Origin of the sequence: Enhygromyxa salina, from assembly GCF_000737335.2 — a bacterium.
Taxonomy (GTDB): domain Bacteria; phylum Myxococcota_A; class Polyangia; order Nannocystales; family Nannocystaceae; genus Plesiocystis; species Plesiocystis salina_C.
The window spans coordinates 15,256-34,080 of record NZ_JMCC02000002.1 but is presented as its reverse complement, the minus strand read 5'-3'; the positions used below and the strand labels follow the sequence as shown (position 1 = coordinate 34,080).

The window sequence follows — 18,825 nt, the reverse complement described above, 5'->3', positions numbered from 1 at the left end:
TGGCACTAGTACTGGTTCTGGGACAAGGATACAACAGGCTCTCGTGGAGGTTGGAGCCTACAGTCGATCGCAGATCTTCGCGACGCGAGGCCGCTTCATGTAGGGCCGGATCCGATCGCAAGCCAAACCCAGCGCCGCCGCGGGCATGGGCCAGAGCATCACGCTGCCGTCCGAGCCCGCGCTGGCCAGGTACGAACCATCCGGCGAGAACGCGACCTGCTCGACGTCCCCGGTGTGCCCGGTGAGCTTGGCCAGCTGCTGCCCCGTGCTCAGCTGCCACACCCGCACGCTGTCGTCGACGCTCGCGGTCGCGAGCCGGGTGCCATCGGGGGAGATGTCGAGCGCGACGACGTCGTCGGTGTGCCCCGTGAACGCCTGCAAGACCCGGCCGAGATCGACGTCCCACAGCCGCGCGCTGTGGTCGGCGCTCGCGGTGACGAGCTGCGCCCCGTCCGGGGTGAACGCCAGCGCGACCACGCGATCCCCATGGCCCTCGAGCGCGTGCAGCTGCGCGCCGGAGCTCGCGTCCCACAGCCGCGCGCTGCGATCCCACCCGGCCGACGCGATCGTGGCGCCGTCGGGCGCAAACGCGACCGCGCCCACGTAGCCGCGGTGGCCTTCGAGCAGCGCGAGCTGATCCCCAAAGTTCACGTCCCACACCCGCACGCTCGCGTCGTAGCTGGCCGTCGCCAAGCGCGAGCCATCGGGCGAGAACGCCAGCGCGGCCACGTAGCTGGTGTGGCCCTGAAACACGGCGAGCTGCTCGAGCGACTGCGTGCCCCACGAGCGGACCGTCGTGTCGTAGCTGGCGCTGGCCAGCTGCAGGCCGTCGGGCGAGAACGCCAGCGCGACCACGTAGCTGGTGTGGCCCTGAAACACGGCGAGCGAGCGGCCCGATCGCAGATCCCACAGCCGCACGCTCGAGTCGTAGCCGGCGCTGGCCAGGCGCGCGCCATCGGGCGAGAACGCCAGCGCGGCCACGGAGTTCTCGTGGCCCTCGAGCGCGAACACTTGCTTGCGCGCGCCTGGATCCCACACCCGCACGCTGCCGTCGTCGCCGGCGCTGGCCAAGCGGGTGCCGTCGCTGGCGTAGCGCAGCGCGGCGACCTTGCCCGTGTGGCCTTCGAGCCGGCTGCGCGGCGCCGTGGTGCTCAGCGCCCAGATCCGCGCGGTCGCGTCGGCGCTGGCGGTCGCAAAGCGGGATCCGTGGGCCGCGGCGGCGACGGCCAAGACATCGTCGGTGTGCCCGGCCAAGCTCGCCAGCTCGCTACCGGAGTCGAGGTCCCAGACCCGCGCGGTCGCGTCGGCGCTGCCGGTGATCAGCCGGGTGCCGTCGCCCAAGAACGCCAGCGCGACCACGTCGTCGGTGTGCCCCGTGAATTGCGTGAGGAGCTCGCCGGTGCTTGGATCCCACAGCCGCGCGGTGTCGTCGAAGCTGGCCGTCGCCACGCGCGAGCCGTCCGGCGAGAACACGGCCGCGACCACGCTGCTCGCGTGGCCCTCGAGCTGCGCGAGCGGATCCCCGGTGGCGGCGTCCCAGACCCGCGCGATGCCCTCGTAGCCACACGTGACAACCCGCGCGCCGTCGGGCGAGAAGGTCACGTCGAGCATCCGGCTGTTGTGGCCGGCCAGGGTCAGCAGCAGCGCGCCCGAGCTCGCGTCCCACACCCGCGCGGTCGCGTCGTGGCTGGCCGTGGCCACCCGCGCGCCGTCGGGCGAGAACGCGATCGCGCTCACGTTGCCCTGATGCCCGTCGAGCACCGCGATGACCTTCCCCGTGTCGGCGGCCCAGACCCGCGCGCTGTCGTCGGAGCTGGCCGTGGCCACCCGCGCGCCATCGGGCGAGAACACGACCTCGACCACGTCGTCGCTATGTCCTTCGAGCTGGGCTAGCTGGGTCCCCGCGCTGACGTCCCAGACCCGCGCGCTGCGATCCCAGCTCGCCGTTGCGAGTCGCGATCCATCGGGCGAGAACGCGACCGAGGTCACGCTGCGGGTGTGCCCCTCCAACACCGCCAGCAGCTGACCCGAGCTCGCGTCCCACAGCCGCGCGCTGCCGTCACGGCTGCCGGTCGCGAGCTGCAGACCATCGGGCGCGTACGCGACCGCGACCACGCTGCGGGTGTGGGCCTCCAGCGCGGCGATCGGGCCCACGACGCCGCGCATCGCGAGCGCGTCGAGGGTGCCCTGATACACGTCGGCGGCGGGCGGGCGATCAAAGGGCGGGCCATAGGCGCCGAGCGCCTCGATCGCCAACGCCAGCGGCTCGAGATCCAGCCGGCCCTGGGCGAGCATCGACGCGCGCAGCCCCTTTTGCGCGTTGATCCCGTCGTCGGCCCGCTCGCGCGCGGACCTCTCGGACGCGGCCAGGGCCTGATTGTCGGTGGCCTGACGCTGGTTCTCGAGGGCCAGACCCAGCATGAAGCCCGAGAACGCGATCAACCCGAAGAACGCCCCCACGACCGCCCACCGGACCAGCCGCTCGCGCTTGCGCACCCGCTGGGCGCTGCGATCGAGGAACTGGCGCTCGTCCTCGACGAGCTCGACGGTGCTCTGCCCGAGCACGCGGATCGCTTCTTCGACCCGGCCCTTGCCCCACAGGTACTCGGGATCCATGTGGGCCGCGTACTTGTCTGCGCCCTGCGCCAGCTCGTGGCGCAGGTGCAGCGCGTCACGATCGACGTCGATCCACTCGACCAGCTTGGCCCACTCGCGCAGCAGCGCCTCGTGGGCGATCTCGATCACCTCGACGCCGCCGACCTCCGACGCGACGAGCACCCGGGCCTCGCTGACGAACGCGGTCAGGACCCGTGCGGTCCGCGGATCCCCGCCAAGCTCGTCACGGGTCGCGCGGCGGCGAGTGTCGCCGCGCGCGACCTCGCCGGGGTGAACCAGCCGCGTCATCACCCGCCGGACCGCGTCGTCGGCCGGCTCGCCCAGCTCGCGGCGAAGTTGGTCCAAGGCAGCATCGGCCGCGACGGCGATCGCCCCTTCGAGCCCGCCCGTGTCCTCGTAGGCGTCGTACCGCAGCTGTCGGGTGTCCCGATCGCGGCGCAGCCACAGCTCGCGCAGCACGTGCTGCAGCAGCGGCAGCCGGCCAGGGTTCTCGGCTGCGGCGTTGACCAGCTCGGCGACGAGGGTGGGGTCGACCTCGTAGCCCACCCGCCGGGCCGGCTGCTCGATCGCCACCCGGATCTGGTGCTTGGCCATGGGCGGGAGCACCAAGTGCGTGCCGCCATGCAGCACCCGCGCGAGCGACCTGACCTCCAGACAGCGATGGACGAAGTCGGCCCGCAGCGTCGACACCACCAGCAGCCCCGTCTTGCGCCACGTGGCCTTGAGTAAATTTTCGAGGAACGCTGCGACCTCCGGCGAAGGAGGTCCAGATCTGAGCCCCGCCTCTGTGAACAGCTCCTCGAGCTGATCGACGATGAGCAACACCCGGAGCCTTGGCCCAGCCGGCTCGGCCCGCGCTGCAACCAACCCGGCAATGATCGACGCGGCGGTCGAGGTGTCGTCGAGCATCGCCTGGCGCAGCTGGTCCACGCTGGGCGCCGTCTCGCCCGCGCCCGAACCCGGACCGGCTCGAAGCCCGATCAGCGCGCGGGCGAGCGACTCGCACGGTCGCGCGCCCGGCCGCAGCACGGCGATCTGCCAGACGAGGTCCGCCCCCAGCACGCCGCAGCGCAGGGCCGGACACAGGCCCGCCATCACCAGCGACGACTTGCCCGAGCCCGACGCACCGACCACGCTCAAGAATCCGCTGGTGCTCGACCGGACCCGCTCGACCAGCTCGGCGGTCTCTTGCTCGCGCCCGAACATCCATCGGGCGTCGCGCTCGCGAAACGCCTCGAGCCCGCGGTAGGGGCTGAGCTGCTCGGCCGTGACCCCAGCGCGCTGGGCCTCATCGGCCAGCCAGCTGCTGCGATCGGTCTGGGCCCCGATCAGATCAGCGAGCCGCGACAGCTCGGACCAGCCATCCTGATCAGGATCGACGCGCCCAACCGTGACCAACGCCGGCCAGTCGGCGGGCGCTGGATCATTGGATGCATTCGACGGCTCGAGGCACCACACCGAGCTCGGCGCCGCCAAGATCCGGGCCCGCAGCACCGGCGCGAGCGCGGCGTTGGCTGGCCAGCCGCCGGGACCGTGGACCACCAGCACAGCCGGGGCCTGCTCGAGCATCTGCGCCGCCTTGGACGCGGCGTCGTCCTCCCAGACGTCGAGCCAGGTACGCACGCCCAGCGCGAGCAGGTCCTCACACACGCGCAGGACCTCCAGCGTGTCCGCGCCATGGTGGGCCACGAACACGTACGCGGGCAGCGACCGGGCCCGCTCGCCAACCGTGAGCGCGTCGAGCAGCGCGCGCATCGACTCGAACCGGTGCGCGGCCTCGCAGCACAGCCCGCGCGCCACGATCGCGCGGACCCACGCCGGGACCTTGGTGTCGCGGGGCGGAGCCGGCAGCTCGCCGCGCTCGACCACGTCGCGCAGCTCGAGCAGCGTGGGCGCAACGAAGGGCCGCACGCCATACAGAACCTCGTGCAGCGCGACACAAAACGCGAATTGATCGCTGGCCGCGTTGGCCCAGCCGCCACGCAGCTGCTCGGGTGCCATGTACGCGGGCGTGCCCACCAGCGCGCCGGTCTGCGTCATACCCGTCTGGCTTCGCTCGGACCCGGGCGCGTGCGCACCCGCCCGCAGCCCGGCCGCCCCCAGCGACGCGACGCCAAAGTCCATGACCCGAACCTGTCCGTCATCGCCGACCATCACGTTGTCGGGCTTGAAGTCGCGATGCACGATGCCCTTGGCGTGGGCGGCCGCGAGCCCCTCCCCTGCGGCCATGAACACCTCGAGGATCTCGTCCACGCTGCGCGGCGCCTGGTCCAACCAAGCTCGCAGCCCGACCCCCTCGACGCAGGCCATGACGATGAAGGTCGTGTCCTCGAACTCGCCGATCTCGTAGACCGGCACCACGTTTGGGTGGGCCAGCTTGGCCATGACCACGGCCTCGTGGACCAGCCGCTGGCGCAGCTCGGGATCCTGATCGGCGACGAGCGTCTTGATCGCAACCTTGCGGTCCAGCCGGCGATCGTGAGCCGCATGCACGACCCCCATCGATCCGCGGCCAAGCTCGTGAAGCAGCTCGTAGTGCTTGAGCAGCGGGGCCTCGCCCTGGGTCCCGAACACGGCGGTCAGCAGGCGCTGCTGCTGCCGCCGCAGCTCGACCGCATCCATCTCGAGGCGCGGAAACGGCTGCTCGAGATCCTCGTCCACCCGCTCGTTTTTACCTCACCCCCGTCGCGTCCCGACCACGCGGTTGCCGCGCAGGCTCCCGCGAGAAATCGAGGTTTTTCTGAAACCACCGGGAGCCCGCTGCAACCGCCTTCGCGGAGGCCAAGCGATGAACTTCGAACACTACCTGGACCACAACCGACCCAACCCCCAGCGCGCCGCAATGTTGACCTTTGCCGCAGCGGTGGCGATCACCGGGACCACGATGATGATCGCGGCCGGGTGGGTCGCCGGCAAGATGTCGATCGCGCGGGTCGACCCGCCCTCGACCGAGTACATCCTGCTGGCCCTGACCGCCGAGCAGCCGCCGCCGCCTCCACCTCCGCCCCCGCCCCCGCTCGGCAGCAAGGTCGAAGAAGACAAGCCCGACACCCACGACGAGGTCCCCGAGGAGCCCGAGCCGCTCGAGGAGGTCCAGCCGGAGAAGGTGCCCACGAAGATCCCCGAGCACAAGTCCGCTGGTGTGCCACAGGGCATCCCCAACGGCGTGCTAGGTGGCCAAGTCGGCGGCGTCGTGGGTGGGATCCCCATTGGTACGGTTGGCATTGGGCACCCGCCGATCTCGACCAAACCCCCGACCACCACCACCACCACCACCGTCAAGCCGCTCGCGGCGGTCATGGCCCGCGCGGTGTACTCGCCCGACCCTGACAAGGCGCTGCTGCAACAGACAAAAGCAGCCCGGTTCGACAAGCGCGACGGCAAGAGCACGGTCTCGTTTTGCATCGACAGCACCGGGAAGGTCGTCAAGGTCAAGACCAAGGTCCCATTCCCCAACGATCCTCAGGTCGACGACATCCTGCGTCGCACCCTGAAGACCTGGCGCTTCAAGCCGCTCGAGGTTGGATCGAAGAAGCTCGAGACCTGCACCGAGCGGACCTTCTCGCTCAAGTTTCGGTAGTCTGCGCCTCGGGCAAGTACACGCGAAAGTCGGTCCCAACGCCGAACTCGGAGCTGACCACAACGGTCCCGCGATGGGCCCGAACGACCCCCAGCATCGGCGCGAGACCGAGCCCGTGCCCGCTTGGCTTGGTCGAGAAGAAGGGATCGAACATGCGCTCGAGCGTGGACTTGGCCATGCCGCAGCCGTCGTCGCGCACGCCCAGGCATATGTAGCTGCCGGGCGCCAGGGCACCGGTCACGCCAACGATCGGCTGAGCGTTGGTGACGCTGACCGTGCGGAGCACCACCTCGATCCGGCCGCGGGCCTGGCCGATCGCGTCGGCGGCGTTGGTGATGAGGTTCATCAGCAGCTGGCGGATCTGGATCGGATCTCCGTCGATCCAGCTGTGCTTGGACTCGCGGCGTACGACGATCTCGATGGTCCGCGAGATCGATGCCGCGAGCAGCCGTCTGAGTTCATCGAGCTCGGCAACGAGGTCGAAGCGCGTCACCTCGACCTCAGCGCGCCCGGCGTAGGTCAGCATCTGCCGGCACAGCTGCATCGCGCTGCGAGCCGCGTCGCGAATGTCGACGAGGTACTCGCGCATGGCGGCCCCCGACCCCGACCCCGCCCCCGACCCAAGATGGTCGAGCAACGCGAGCTCGACGTTGCCAAGCATGCCCACCAACAAATTGTTGAAGTCGTGGGCGACGCCCCCCGCGAGCAGGCCCAGACTCTCGGTCCGCTGCAGCTCGAGCAACCGACGCTCGGTCGCCCGCCGCTCGGCCTCGAGCATCGCGCGACGCAGATCGAAGGTGACCTGCTGCTTGAACGCGCGAACCACCGGCTGGTCGCCGATCCGCCGGTTGAGCGGACGATCGTGCATGAGCCCGAGGTGACCGATCAGCTGGCCGTCGGCGCCGGTCAGGCCCGAGACCAAGTACGAGCTCGCACCGAACTGGCCCAGCGCCTCCGCGCCCGGCCAAGCCAACGCCAACGCGTCGCGGATCAACACCTCGCCAGCGAGCTCGACCTCGGCCAGCGGCGCGTACTCGATCGCATCGCGCAGCTGACCATCCACGACCAGCGCCGCGGTGCGCAGTCGCTGCCGGGACCCGTCGACGAAGCGCGACACGAACGCCCCACGGACCTGCATCGCCAGCGCGAACGACCCCATGAGCTGCCCCAGCGGATCGCCGTGCTCGGGAGCGGCGATCCTGCCGCTGAGCAACGCCCAGTCTCGCCGCGCCCGCCGGTTGATCAGCACCGTCTCGATCCGGGGTCGAAACGCGAGGATCAGGCCCAGCGTCTCGCGCATGCGCGGCTCGTCCAACGCGAGCGTGTCGAGCAGCGCCACCAGCCCGAGCGGCCGCCCGCCGGGATCGAACAAGGGCACGCCCACGTAGCTCTCGACGCCCATGTGGACCAACATGTCGTCCTTCGCAAACAGCTGCGCGACGCCAGCGGGATAGATGCACGCGTTGCGGCCGACGACGTTGTAGCAAGGGGTGTTGGCGAGGTCGTAGGTGACATTGGGCTCACGCCCATTGGGCGAGCGCATCTCGAGGGTCCGCACCCGATCCCAGTCTTCGCCCTGGAGCTCGCCGATCATCGCGAAGGGCACCTTCCCCATGAGCTGCAGCTGCTCGACGATCCACTCGAGGTATTCGTCGTCGCTGCCGATCAGCAGACCTCGCAGCATCTGCGCGGGCGCCTCGGCAAAGTGCAAGCGCAACACAGCCTCGATATCCGAGACCGGCGCTGGATAGAGCACCCCGATGTCGCCGACGATCGCGTGGTCGCGCTCGGCGTCGCTGTCGAGGTGCGAGAGGATCATCTACACACATGTACCCGTTTCGCGGCTATCACGCACCCCATTCTCGCGGGCTCTCCACAACCCGGTCTCAGCCGCGCAGACGCGACTTGCGAGACCGCTGCGGACTTGAATCGCCAGGACCGCCGCCGGCCCTGCGACATTGGGTCGCAGCGTCCATGCGATCCACGGCACGCCCCGAGCCCGCGCTTTTTCAATTCCTGATCGCGTCGGCGACGACGACGACGAGAACAGCACAGCGACATCTCGCGCGGCCTCGCGCATGGGTCGAAGGTCTCGCTACCGCCGAGCTTGGGCATCACCACCAAGTCCGTTGTCAGTTCGAGCAGCGCAGCTCGCCGCTCGAGCTCATCGGTGTTCGGCGCGTGGGCATGATACCGCTCGCCAGGCGCGTTGACCCAGGAACGACCCCACAGCTATTTACGCTCGTTGGTGTTCCGGCGTAGGCTGGCGCGGTGACTTATTTGGAGGCCGTCGTGCGATGGCGGGCCCGCAGGTGGAGGCGGTCCGAATTAATGCTGGCGATCAGCTGGGTCGCCTGCTTGACCGTCAGCGCGTGCTCGAGCATCGACGCCGCTAGCGACCAGCAGGTGGGCAGCACCGCGCTCGACACTGCGGCAGACAGCGCTAGCAACGGCAACGACAGCAACGACAGCGAGGATGGGGCCGAGGCGGACAGCGCCGACCCGGGACCCACCCTCGATCTCGCCGGCAACGAGTTCGTTTGCGACGTGTGGCTGCAAGACTGCCCGGCCAACCAAAAGTGCAGCTGGGAGATCGTCGACGCCGTCGCGCATCCAAGCTGCGTACCGTTGGCGGCCAACCCCAAGCCGCCCGGCGAAGCGTGCACGACCTCGGGTGATCCCGGATCGGGCCACGACGACTGCGAGCTCGGGGCGATGTGCACCTGGCTAGACCAGCAAAACGCCGGCGTGTGCTTGGCGCTGTGCAGCGGCTCACCCGGCGCGCCAAGCTGCGACGGCGCCGTCCCGGCGATCTGTCAGCCATGCAGCGGCTGTCCTTCGCTGTGCGTCCCAACCTGCGATCCGCTGGCAAACAACTGCGGGCCGGGCTACGCGTGCGCCCCGAACGGCGGCAATTTCACGTGCACCCCAAGCACCAACCTGGGCGCGGGCGTGCTCGGTGATCCTTGTGAGTACGCGGTCCAGTGCGCGGAGGGCTTCGCGTGCATCGAGGGCGCCGCCGTGGCGGGCTGCGAGCAAGCGGGCTGCTGCTCGCCGTTTTGCAAGCTGTCGCTGCCCGAGTGCCCCAACTTCATGACCTGCGAGCCGTGGTTTGAAGCCGGGGAGCCGCCGCCCGTGCCCGATGTCGGGGTCTGCAAGTCGGCGTAGATCGAGTATAGACCGGCTGTGGACTACGTCGGCCGCATCTACCGCCCGCCGAGCGAGGCGCAGAGCCTGTTGTTGCAAGTCACGCTTGGCTGTAGCCACAACCGCTGCGTGTACTGCGACATGTACCGCGACAAGCAGTTTCGGCCCAAAGCGTGGGCGCAGATCGAGGCGGATCTGATCGAGCTTGGGACCAAGGCCGCGAGCCATGGTCGCCGCGCGCTGCTGCCCAAGCGGGTGTTCTTGTGTGACGGCGACGCGCTGATCCTCAGCACCCGCAAGCTCCTGCAGATCCTCGCTGGGATCCGCGAGCACTGGCCGTGGGTCGAGCGCGTGGGCACCTACGGCGACACCCGCAGCGTCGGGCGCAAGTCCGTCGCAGAGCTCGAGGAGCTGCGCGAGGCCGGGCTTGGCATCGTCTATCACGGCATGGAGACCGGCGACGAGCAGGTCCTCGAGCTGATCGACAAGGGCGGCACGCGGCCAGAATTGATCGAGACCGCGGCCAAGCTGCGCGCCGCTGGGATCACCCATTCGGTCATCGTGCTGCTGGGGATCGGCGGGGTCGCGCTCAGTGAGCAGCACGCCATTAACACCGCGAAGACCCTGACCGAGATGGACCCGCCCTACGTCGGCGCCCTGACCACCACGATCGTTCCGGGCACGCCGTTGCACGACATGGCCGCGCGCGGGGACTTCGAGCTACCCAGTAAATTTCGCATGATCGAAGAATTGCGCACGATCGTCGACGCGTCGCGGTTTAGCGCGTGCCGGTTCTCGAGCAATCACGCGAGCAACTACTTGCCGCTGCGCGGGACCCTGCCGGCGGATCGCCCGGCGATGCTGGGGATCCTCGACGAGGTCATTGCCCGCGGTGACGAGCGTCTGCTCAAGCCCGAGCGACTGCGCGGGCTGTGATCACTCGAGCAGCGTCCAGCTGCGTTGCACGGTCTGGATCTGCGCGCTCTCTAGGTTCACGTACAAGATGCAGTAAACGACGCCGTCCCGGACGACGAGGTCAGCGGCCAGCGTTGTGCCGCCCTGGTCCCAGCTCAGGTGACGCGTGGTGTGACCGCCGAGCTTGCCCTCGCCACGTTCGGGCTGGCCAAGCGGATGGGTCGTGCCCACGCGATCACGCAGGAGCTGCTCGAAGAAGCTGGTGGTCCACGCCTCGTCATCGATGTTGGCGCCCACGATGACCATCGAGACCAGCTCCTGGCTGCCCTTGGTCCAGGCCGCGACATGACCCAGCCCAAGGTCCTGGAGTTTGGGCTGCCCCATGCCCGCCAGGGTCTTGAACGAGAACCCGCGGATCACGTCGGTGTACACCCCGCCAGCGACGGTGGTTTGTTCGATGTCTCGCTCGTAGTCGAGCCCGGCCAGCGCAGCGGTCATCGCCTCTCGATGCGCCGGTGTCTCGTCTGCCGTCCACGCCGACATCGCAATCATGAAGTCACCGCGGTCCGCGATCGCAAATTCGTAGCTCATTGGCGGACTCTGCGTCGAGTCGATCGAGCGCGCGCGCTGGACCGTGAGCCCGTCGACGACGACGGTGTCACGCGAGAGCACCTTGTCGTCACCAACGAGCTCGGTGAGGATGTTGGCTGGGGTCGCGTCGGACTCGAACACCTCGAGCGCAGCGTAGACGCCGAGGTCGAGCTCACTCACCTTCAACACGGTCCCGTCCGTGTGTCCGAGGGCGCGTTCAAAGGTATCGACCTGCCAGAATCCCTCGGGCATGGTCCAGGCCACGCGGTGCTCGTAGTCGAGCAGTTCGCCCGCGCGGAAGGCCCGACCCACCGTGAACCGGCGCTGGCCAGACCGGCTGCCAAGCAGCTCCTGACGCAGCTGCTCGCGCTCGCTCGCGGGGATCTGCTCGAGCCCGGCGAGCGCTTGCTCGAGCGAGTCGACCATGCTGTCTGCGAGGCCGAGTGGATACCAAGCGTGCACCTGGGTCACCGACGCATCTCCCGGGTACACCCCGTGAACGAACTCGAGCGGGCCCTCGTGGTAGCTGCGAAACTCGACCTCGCGACCGGCGATCTTGCGGGTCGAGGTTGCGATGGCCGGCGCCTCGCGGTCATCATTGAACAAGCGACGGTTGAGCTCGACGAGGGCCGGGACCCGGTCCTTCGAGACCCGCTCCACGGTCAGCGCGATGTAGGCGTTGGTCGTCTCGCTGACCATGACGATCTCTGCGTCCGAGCCAAGCTGCTCGAGCTCAGCGCCGATCACAAACCGCCAGCCCTCGGCCGGGCGCGCCCGCAGCTCACTCAGCGCGCTCTCGTAGCGCCCGTCGCGGATCCGCCAGCCCACGCCGTTGGCCGTCATGATCGGGGGCCGGGTCGAGTTCCTGCCTGTGATCTCGCCGTCGAGCAGCTCGAACGCGGCGTGGAAGGGCAGCAGCTCCGCGGCCATCTCGGCGTTTGCCGACCAGGACAGTAGCTGATGCAGGTAGCCCTGGCGCGTGAAGATTGTGGACACGAAGTGAAACGGGCGCCCTTCAACCGTGGCCGCGAACGTGCGCCGCTTGGCGGGAAGACCTTGAAACTCGAGATCGACCTCAGCCTCGATGACCAAGTCTGGCAGGGTGTCATCCCACACCAGCGCCTTCGCTTGGTCGAGGGTGGTGCCCGGCAGCCGCTCGATGATCACCACGCCGTACGCACCACCTCCGCCGGTCATCACCGCGGCCGCGATCGCGTCGGGTTGGAGCTTCGACGCGTCGCCCTCACGCAGCAACTTCCAGCCTGGGCCCGGGAGACCGAGGCGGAAGCGATAGTCCTCGTCGACGATCGGCTCGCTCGCGTCTTCGGTCGAGTCGCTCGTGACCCGCTTCGCGTTCGCCTCGCGCTCGGCTTTGTTCTGGGCCTCGGCGTCGGGTTTGCAGCCGCTGACGGCAAAGCTCGCGAGGAAAATGGGGGTGAGCAGCGCGCGGCGGAGTCTGAACATTCGCCATGCTACCAGACCCGCCCGCCAGGGCGACCCCGGCCTACCCCAGCTTGGGCAGCGCCCCGCAAAAGCCATCAAAGAACGCGTGCCCGCCCCGTCGCAGGTTTCGCAGCGCGTATCCGCCCTCTTGCACGAACAAGGTCGGACGCCCCAGTCCCGCGAGCGCGGCCCCGATCCCCCGCATGCCTTCGGGCGTCACGCGAAACCCACCGGTTGGGTCGCCCTGCATGATGTCGAACCCGAGCGAGACCACCAAGTAGGCCGGGTCGAACTTTCGAATGGCCTTGAGACCGCGCTCGAGCGCCCGCAGGTACTTTGCGTCATCCGTGTCCTCGCGCAGCGGAATGTTGAGGTTGAAGCCCTCGCCGGCCCCCACGCCGTGCTCGTCCTCGAACCCGCAAAAGTACGGATAGCTGGTCCGCGGGTGCCCGTGCAGCGACACGAACATCACGTCGCTGCGATCATAGAAGATGTCCTGCGATCCGTTGCCGTGGTGATAGTCGATATCCAAGAGCGCCACGCGGCCGCGGCTTGCCAGGGCGTCGGCCGCCAGCGCGGCGTTGTTGAAGTAGCAGAACCCACCAAACACCCGGCGCTCGGCGTGGTGGCCGGGTGGGCGGCACAGCGCATAGACCGGGCCGTGGCCAGCGGCGAGCAGCTCGGCCCCCGTCAGCGCGCAGTCGACCGCGCCGCGGGCCGCCGCCAGCGCTGACTGTGACAGCGGCGTGAAGGTGTCGATGCAATAGTAGCCAGCGCGAACCCAGTGATCCTTGGGCTTGCGCTCGGGTCGGCGGATCGGGAACACATAAGGATAGAGGGTCTCGGTCGGCGCCAGCTTGCGACACATCCGATCGAGGTAGCGGACAAAGTCGCGGTCGTGCACGGTGCAGACCGCCTCCAGCGCGCGGTGCTTGGCCGCGTGGGTGGTCGTGGTCAGTGGCCGCATGCCATCGAGGATCGCGGAGACCCGGGCTGGCCGCTCGACGTAGCCACGCTCGCGCACGTGGTGAATCTCGTGGTGCTCGCTGACGACCAGGTGCAGGACCGGCGCGCTTGGACTGGCCGGAGCTGTTCGCTTGCCCGCCGCTGGCTTGGCGGGGTAGCGAGGCGCCCGCAGCTGGACCGGATCATCTTTGAACGACGCGACAATCCGCCGCGTGTAGGGATCCGACTTCTTCCATCCGTACTTGCGCGACAAGATCGCGGCGACGACCTTGCGGGTGTGTGCCATGTCGAGCGGCGCGTCGCTGTCGAGCGGGTCGTAGACCAAGAACGGGGGATCGTAGGTCTGCCCGAGCGGCGGCGGATCATCGTAGGCGGTGCCGATGATCGGGCGCGCCCCGTAGCGCTCGTAGAACCGCAGCCGGGCCCGGTTCGAGCGTAGCCGACCGTGGTCCGAGACCATCGAGGGCTCGTCGGGCGGCACGTCCATGAAGATGCCGGTCGCGCCGAGCCCCTTCATCGTCTCACGCAGCGCTTCATACAGTGCCCCGCCGCGCCCGCCCCCGGCCCGGGTGCTGGTCGACCCAACGAGGTAGTCGAGGTACCCGAACGCCAAGTCGGCGTGGTAGTGGGCGAGCGCAAACCCCCGAACCCGGCCGCGGGCGGTCTCGAAGGTGGTCAGCACCATCTGGTAGCGCTTGCGATGCCGGCGGTTGAGCTGCTCGGGCAGCGTGTCGGCGAACTCGGCCACGTCCGGGAACGCCTCCCGAAACAAGGTCTGGACTTGCGCGAGCCGGGCCTGGTCGGCGGGCGTCCCCAGGTCGTTCAATCGTCGGATGCTAAACATGAGATTGCTGCTTTCAGCTCGGGCGGGGGCTGCTCGCCCGCTTGCGGCCACCCTCGTGGACTGGATCACGCAGGGCAGCGAAGTGTCCGCCGGAACACGAAGATCGCTCGCCACGCAGCTTCGGCCGTGACCGGCCCGCTTTCGAAGTCACCGAAACACGCGACCGGAACCAGCTCGCCCCCGGCCAAGCGGCTCGCGGCCCGGACCTCGTCGAGTGTCCAATCGCGCATGACAATTGTCGTATTGACAACGCGGGTCTCCCCCCGCTGAACCAGCGTGAGCTGGACGCTCGCATGAAAAAGCTGCGCCACCGGGTCGTAGGGATCGTCGGCCAGACCCCAGCGAGTGGTGAGCGTCACCCCGTCCCGCTCGACCTGCCACGGCTGGCTGACGCCGGTGGTTCGGCCGCCGCGACCCAGAAAGTCGCGGGGATGCTCGAGCTCGACCACGTAAATTCCGCCCGGAACGATCGCCCCTTGCACCGACGCGAAATGCGCGACCAGGTCGTCCAAGGTGTGCACATGGGCGAGCGAATTGATCAGCGTAAACGCCAGCTCGACCGGCTCGGGCAGCTGAAAATCGATCATGTTGGCGCACACCACCTCGACCGAAACCCCCGCTTCAGCGGCGGTCTGCTGGGCGTAGCGGCACATTGCGGCCGACAGATCCAGCGCGGTCGCCCTCGCGCCCCGACCGGCAAACTCCCGAGCGTGGTCGGCCGGACCGGCCGCGAGCTCGAGCGCTGAATTAGGTTCGCCCAGGCCAAACTCGCGGGCCCACCCGGCCAGGCGTGAGACCTCTTCGCGCACGTCTCGGTAGCTGAACGCCAGCCCATAGAGGTGCGCCTCGTCATCATAGAACCCAGCGTCGGCACTGACCACGGCCGGGATACTGTACCGACCCGGTCCGGTTGACCAGATCACCCGAGCTGAAGTTTACGAAGGGACCCCTCGACAGCGCCGCGCCCCGCAGTAAAGTGCAGCCACGCAGACGCTCCGTCGCGGCACATGACTGCTCAGCCCCCCGCTCCCGGGTCTCACCGAGTCGCTGTCGTCCACAACCTCGACTTTGTCGAGGCCGACGACGACATTCCCAGTACTGACGACTTCGACGCGCGCGCCAACGCTGACGTCGCCGAAGTCGCCACCCACGTCACGCAGGCGCTGCGCAGCGCAGGGCACACCCCCCTGCGCTTTGGCGTGCAGGACTCGATCGAGGCGTTGATCCCCGAGCTGCGTGCGCGCGAGATCGACGTGGTGTTCAACCTCGTCGAGTCGCTGGGCGGGGATCCGCGGCGTGAGCCAGAAGTGCCACGAGCCCTCGCCAAAGCCGGGTTTGCCTGCACGGGCAACCCGGCCCGGGCGCTGACCAACGCGCTCCACAAGGACGTGGTTCGGCAGGTGCTCGGGACCCACCGGATCCCGATCGCGCGGGGCTGCGCCGTCGTTGATCCGGCCAAGCTCGGCGCCGTCAAGCGAGCCCGGCTTCGCTATCCCCTGTTCGTCAAGCCGGCCGCCGCCGACGGGTCAATCGGCATCTCGCAGGAGTCGGTTGTGATCAATGACACCCAGCTGCGCGAGCGCGTCGAATTCCTGCTTGGCAAGATACCCGGTCCCTACTTGGTGGAAGAGTACTTGCCGGGGCCCGAGATCAATGTGGCGATCTTCCCCGCTGGTCCCGGCCCCGGCCACGCCCGGCTGGTGCCCACGACCATCGACTTCTCCGGCAATCCGCGTGACTGCCTGCCAATCGTGACGTACGCCTGCAAGTGGGACGAGGCGTCGCCCGAGTATCAGGCCCGCACCGTGCCGCTGGGTGACCTGATCTCGCCGGCGGCGCGCCGCGATCTGCTGCGCACCGCAGAGGCTGCGTTCTACGTGCTTGGCGGCACCAGCTATGGTCGGGTCGATCTACGGCTCGACGCGAGCGGCCGCGCTTGCGTCATCGACGTCAACCCCAATCCTGATCTGCACCCCGAGGCCGGCTACTGCATCGCGCTACGGGACGTCCAAGTGCCCTATGTCCAGCTCGTCGACACCATCGTCCAACAAGCGGTCCGCCGCGCGCGGCCCGTTGCTTCGTCCCTTGTTCGCCCGCGATCGGGAACCGCTCGTTGCGCTTTTGCGGTCGGTTGACAACTTTGGCGAGCCCGAGCTCGAGGTCGCGCTCGAGCTGATCGACGAGGTCCTCGCCCGGGGGGAGCACACGAGCTATCGAGTGCTGGTTGCCGCTGGCGCCGGCGAGGACGAGCCGATCTTGGGCTATGTCTGCTTTGGCGCGACCCCCATGACCGAGACGACCTTTGACCTTTATTGGATCGTCGTCGCGCCGCTGGCCCGGGGCCGCGGGGTTGGGCGGGCGCTGTGTGACGCGCTGGATCTGCACGTTCGGGACGTCGGCGGCAAAAACATCCGGGTCGAGACCTCCAGCCAGACCGAGTACGAGGCGGCGACGCGCTTGTATCAGCGCCAAGGGTTTCGAGAGTGCGGGCGAATTGCGGACTTCTACCGCGAGGGCGACGACCTGATCACCTTCGTCAAGCGGGTGTGAACGCTCGCCAGATCGAAGCCGGCACCTCCACGTACACATCGGCCGCGAGCCCGCGACGGACCACAGTGATGTCGCCCACTGTCAGATTGTCGCGGCCATCGATGAGCGAGCGGCGGTAGGCGATGCCGTGTAATTTGCAGGCGTCGCTGACCAGGCGACGGACGAGCTGGTCGGCTTGTTTGGCGTCTGGGGCCGTGATGGTGCGCAGCACCTGGCCATCGACCAGCTCGGTCTTGCCATCCGGCGCACCGAGCAGGAGCACGTGCGCGAGGGTGACCTTGGGGGACGCGGCTGGCTTGGCGCTCTGCACAGGTGGGGCCGCGAGCGCCCGTGGCTGGGTCAGTGGATTGCGGAGGCCTTCCGCCTCGAGCCAACCCCTCGCGCGCTCGAGCAGTCGCTCGCTGCGCATGACATTCCAGCGGGCCCGGAGATCTGGGTGGCCCTCGAGGACATCTCGAAACCGTCGGAACGGCCCCCGCCCTTCGAGCGCCACGCCTAGCTGCTTGGCGATGTCCGGCGCGTCGTCGAGTGACGCCGCGAACTCGCTCATCCATTGATACTGGACCCGACTCTCGATCTGCTCGACCACGCGGTATCGGTCTGGATTGGCGTCGATGCTCTCGGCCAGCTCGTTCCAGAAATCGCCGTCTCGGTCTATGGGTAGGGTTCACCTCGCCGGTCTCGAGATCCAGCATGACCTGGAAGGAATCGTCCATGGTCATGCCGTCGCAGAGGTCGTCGGCGTTGATGGTTGCGAGCGGGGTCTCGTCCTTGGGGTCGTCTCGGCGGGGGGGCCATTTGGTGGGAGCATAGCGAAGTCAGGTGAATGGTGGCGCGTCTGGATCCCCGCCGAGTTGACGGATCAGCTGCACGATTTGCTGGGTTTCGCGCAGCTGGAGGCGCCGGGCGTCCCGCAGCGCGAGCGCGAGTAGCTCGTGGATCTCGGGGCAGTCCGCTTGTTGCTGGCGTTTCGACAAGGTGAGGGCGAGGTTGGCTCGGGTAACGAGGAGTGCGCGGACGTCCCCGAGCCGCTCGTAGACAGGCAGCAGTTCGTGTCGCAGGATGCGGAGCGCCTCGTCTAGCTCGCCCCTCGCATACAGGATGGCCGCTACCCTACCCATCGTCACCGCCCGCGAGCGCACGTCCCCGAGCCGTTCGAAGACAGGCAGTAGTTCGTCTCGCAGGATGCGGAGCGCCTTGTCTAGCTCGCCCCTCGTTCGCAGGATGTCCGCTACCTTACCCATCGTCAGCGCCCGCGAGCGCGCATCCCCGAGCCGTTCGTAGACAGGCAGTTGTTCGTCTCGCCGGATGCGGAGCGCCTCGTCTAGCTCGCCCCTCGCTTCCAGGATGTCCGCCAGTCGCCCCCAAGCATTGGCGAGCGCCCAGGCGTCCCCGGCCTCACGCAACGCCACAATAGCGGACTCGATCAGGCCGGCGGCTTCGTCCAGTTCGCCCCGCGCGATCAGGAGATCGCTTCGCACCAGCTGTGTCGCCGTCCGGCCGCTCGGGTCTCCGAGCGAGTCATCGATCTCGCCAGCTTCATCGAGGAGCCGCTCCGCTTCGTCGAGTTCGCCAGTGCGCCGCTTTGCACCGACGAGTCGGAGCAAGAGCACGCGCAACATACGAAGCACAGCAGGCACCCCGCCCTCGGCTTGCGTGCGCGCCCGCTCGACCTCGCCCGCGAGCGCCTGGATGTCCTCCACGCGCCCGAAGCCGTCGTCGTAGGCATTCAGCAACACCGTCCCGGAGACCGCATCGTCCAGATCGTCGACTTCGACGGCGACGCTGCGGATCGACCGTAGGTCCGGCGCAAACCGAGCAAAATCAGTCTCGAGCGTGGGCGGAAGCAGCAGCGTGAGCGGCCCGCCGAGCTCGCGGGCGATCAAATTGCGACGCTCGTTGAGCCGCATGAACAGCGTGAGCCAAGCCTCTGCGTCGGCCTCTCGGGCCCGCGCGGCGTCGATGAAGGTCAGTCGCCCTCCCACCTCAGCCGGTGCCACGAGTCGCGGCAACACCAGCTCCACGAGCTCTCCAGCCTCGAGCGACGCGGGCCCAGCCGCGATCGGGTCCAGGGGATACGGCGACAGCCGCTCGACCGGAACCTCCGATCCACGATCTAGACTCGCCACTTCGGCCAGCCACAGCTGCAGCGCCGTGCTCGCCCGCGACGAGT

Annotated in this window: 12 protein-coding genes; 5 read left to right on the top strand and 7 right to left on the bottom strand. The window is 68.5% G+C overall.

Features of this window, described 5'->3' with window-relative positions; genetic code table 11:
• Positions 1 to 57: 57 nt before the first annotated feature.
• Positions 58 to 5,277 carry an nSTAND1 domain-containing NTPase gene (locus tag DB30_RS00985; RefSeq protein WP_052546043.1) on the bottom strand — a complete coding sequence of 1,740 codons (5,220 nt, stop codon included), beginning with the start codon at positions 5,275 to 5,277 and terminating at the stop codon, positions 58 to 60.
• A 127-nt stretch (positions 5,278 to 5,404) separates the two neighbouring features.
• On the opposite strand from DB30_RS00985, the gene DB30_RS00980 reads away from it, so the two are divergent.
• Positions 5,405 to 6,196, top strand: a complete 792-nt coding sequence (locus tag DB30_RS00980; RefSeq protein WP_052546042.1) for a hypothetical protein — start codon at positions 5,405 to 5,407, stop codon at positions 6,194 to 6,196.
• Here DB30_RS00980 and DB30_RS00975 read toward each other — a convergent pair.
• Positions 6,183 to 8,015: a sensor histidine kinase gene (locus DB30_RS00975; protein WP_052546041.1), complete on the bottom strand. Its 1,833-nt coding sequence runs from the start codon at positions 8,013 to 8,015 to the stop codon at positions 6,183 to 6,185. The two genes, DB30_RS00980 and DB30_RS00975, sit on opposite strands and share 14 nt — an antisense overlap.
• Before the next feature lie 512 nt (positions 8,016 to 8,527).
• On the opposite strand from DB30_RS00975, the gene DB30_RS00970 reads away from it, so the two are divergent.
• Both DB30_RS00970 and DB30_RS00965 read left to right on the top strand, forming a co-directional pair.
• On the top strand, positions 8,528 to 9,364 hold the full coding sequence (locus DB30_RS00970; RefSeq protein WP_052546040.1) for a hypothetical protein: 837 nt from the start codon (positions 8,528 to 8,530) through the stop codon (positions 9,362 to 9,364).
• An 18-nt stretch (positions 9,365 to 9,382) separates the two neighbouring features.
• Positions 9,383 to 10,279, top strand: coding sequence for a radical SAM protein (locus tag DB30_RS00965; protein ID WP_052546039.1), 897 nt, complete (start codon positions 9,383 to 9,385; stop codon positions 10,277 to 10,279).
• Here DB30_RS00965 and DB30_RS00960 read toward each other — a convergent pair whose 3' ends face one another.
• The 3 genes from DB30_RS00960 to DB30_RS00950 form a co-directional block, all read right to left on the bottom strand.
• Positions 10,280 to 12,313, bottom strand: coding sequence for a hypothetical protein (locus DB30_RS00960; protein ID WP_052546038.1), 2,034 nt, complete (start codon positions 12,311 to 12,313; stop codon positions 10,280 to 10,282).
• A 40-nt stretch (positions 12,314 to 12,353) separates the two neighbouring features.
• Positions 12,354 to 14,084 (bottom strand): histone deacetylase family protein, encoded by a 1,731-nt coding sequence (locus DB30_RS00955; RefSeq protein ID WP_205632877.1) that lies wholly within the window; start codon positions 14,082 to 14,084, stop codon positions 12,354 to 12,356.
• Between the two features lie 83 nt (positions 14,085 to 14,167).
• Positions 14,168 to 14,983, bottom strand: a complete 816-nt coding sequence (locus DB30_RS00950; RefSeq protein WP_052546036.1) for a class I SAM-dependent methyltransferase — start codon at positions 14,981 to 14,983, stop codon at positions 14,168 to 14,170.
• 126 nt (positions 14,984 to 15,109) lie between these two features.
• Between DB30_RS00950 and DB30_RS00945 the strand changes: the two genes are divergently transcribed.
• The gene (locus DB30_RS00945) at positions 15,110 to 16,237 is read left to right on the top strand and encodes a D-alanine--D-alanine ligase family protein (RefSeq protein ID WP_052546035.1); all 1,128 of its coding nucleotides are present in this window, start codon (positions 15,110 to 15,112) and stop codon (positions 16,235 to 16,237) included.
• Positions 16,224 to 16,652 carry a GNAT family N-acetyltransferase gene (locus DB30_RS00940; protein ID WP_165703573.1) on the top strand — a complete coding sequence of 143 codons (429 nt, stop codon included), beginning with the start codon at positions 16,224 to 16,226 and terminating at the stop codon, positions 16,650 to 16,652. The genes DB30_RS00945 and DB30_RS00940 overlap by 14 nt, the downstream gene beginning before the upstream one ends.
• Here the strand turns inward: DB30_RS00940 and DB30_RS00935 are convergent.
• Both DB30_RS00935 and DB30_RS41150 read right to left on the bottom strand, forming a co-directional pair.
• On the bottom strand, positions 16,639 to 17,280 hold the full coding sequence (locus DB30_RS00935; protein ID WP_276204317.1) for a UPF0158 family protein: 642 nt from the start codon (positions 17,278 to 17,280) through the stop codon (positions 16,639 to 16,641). The two genes, DB30_RS00940 and DB30_RS00935, sit on opposite strands and share 14 nt — an antisense overlap.
• A gap of 190 nt (positions 17,281 to 17,470) precedes the next feature.
• On the bottom strand, positions 17,471 to 18,676 hold the full coding sequence (locus DB30_RS41150; protein WP_146657772.1) for a tetratricopeptide repeat protein: 1,206 nt from the start codon (positions 18,674 to 18,676) through the stop codon (positions 17,471 to 17,473).
• Positions 18,677 to 18,825 lie beyond the last annotated feature (149 nt).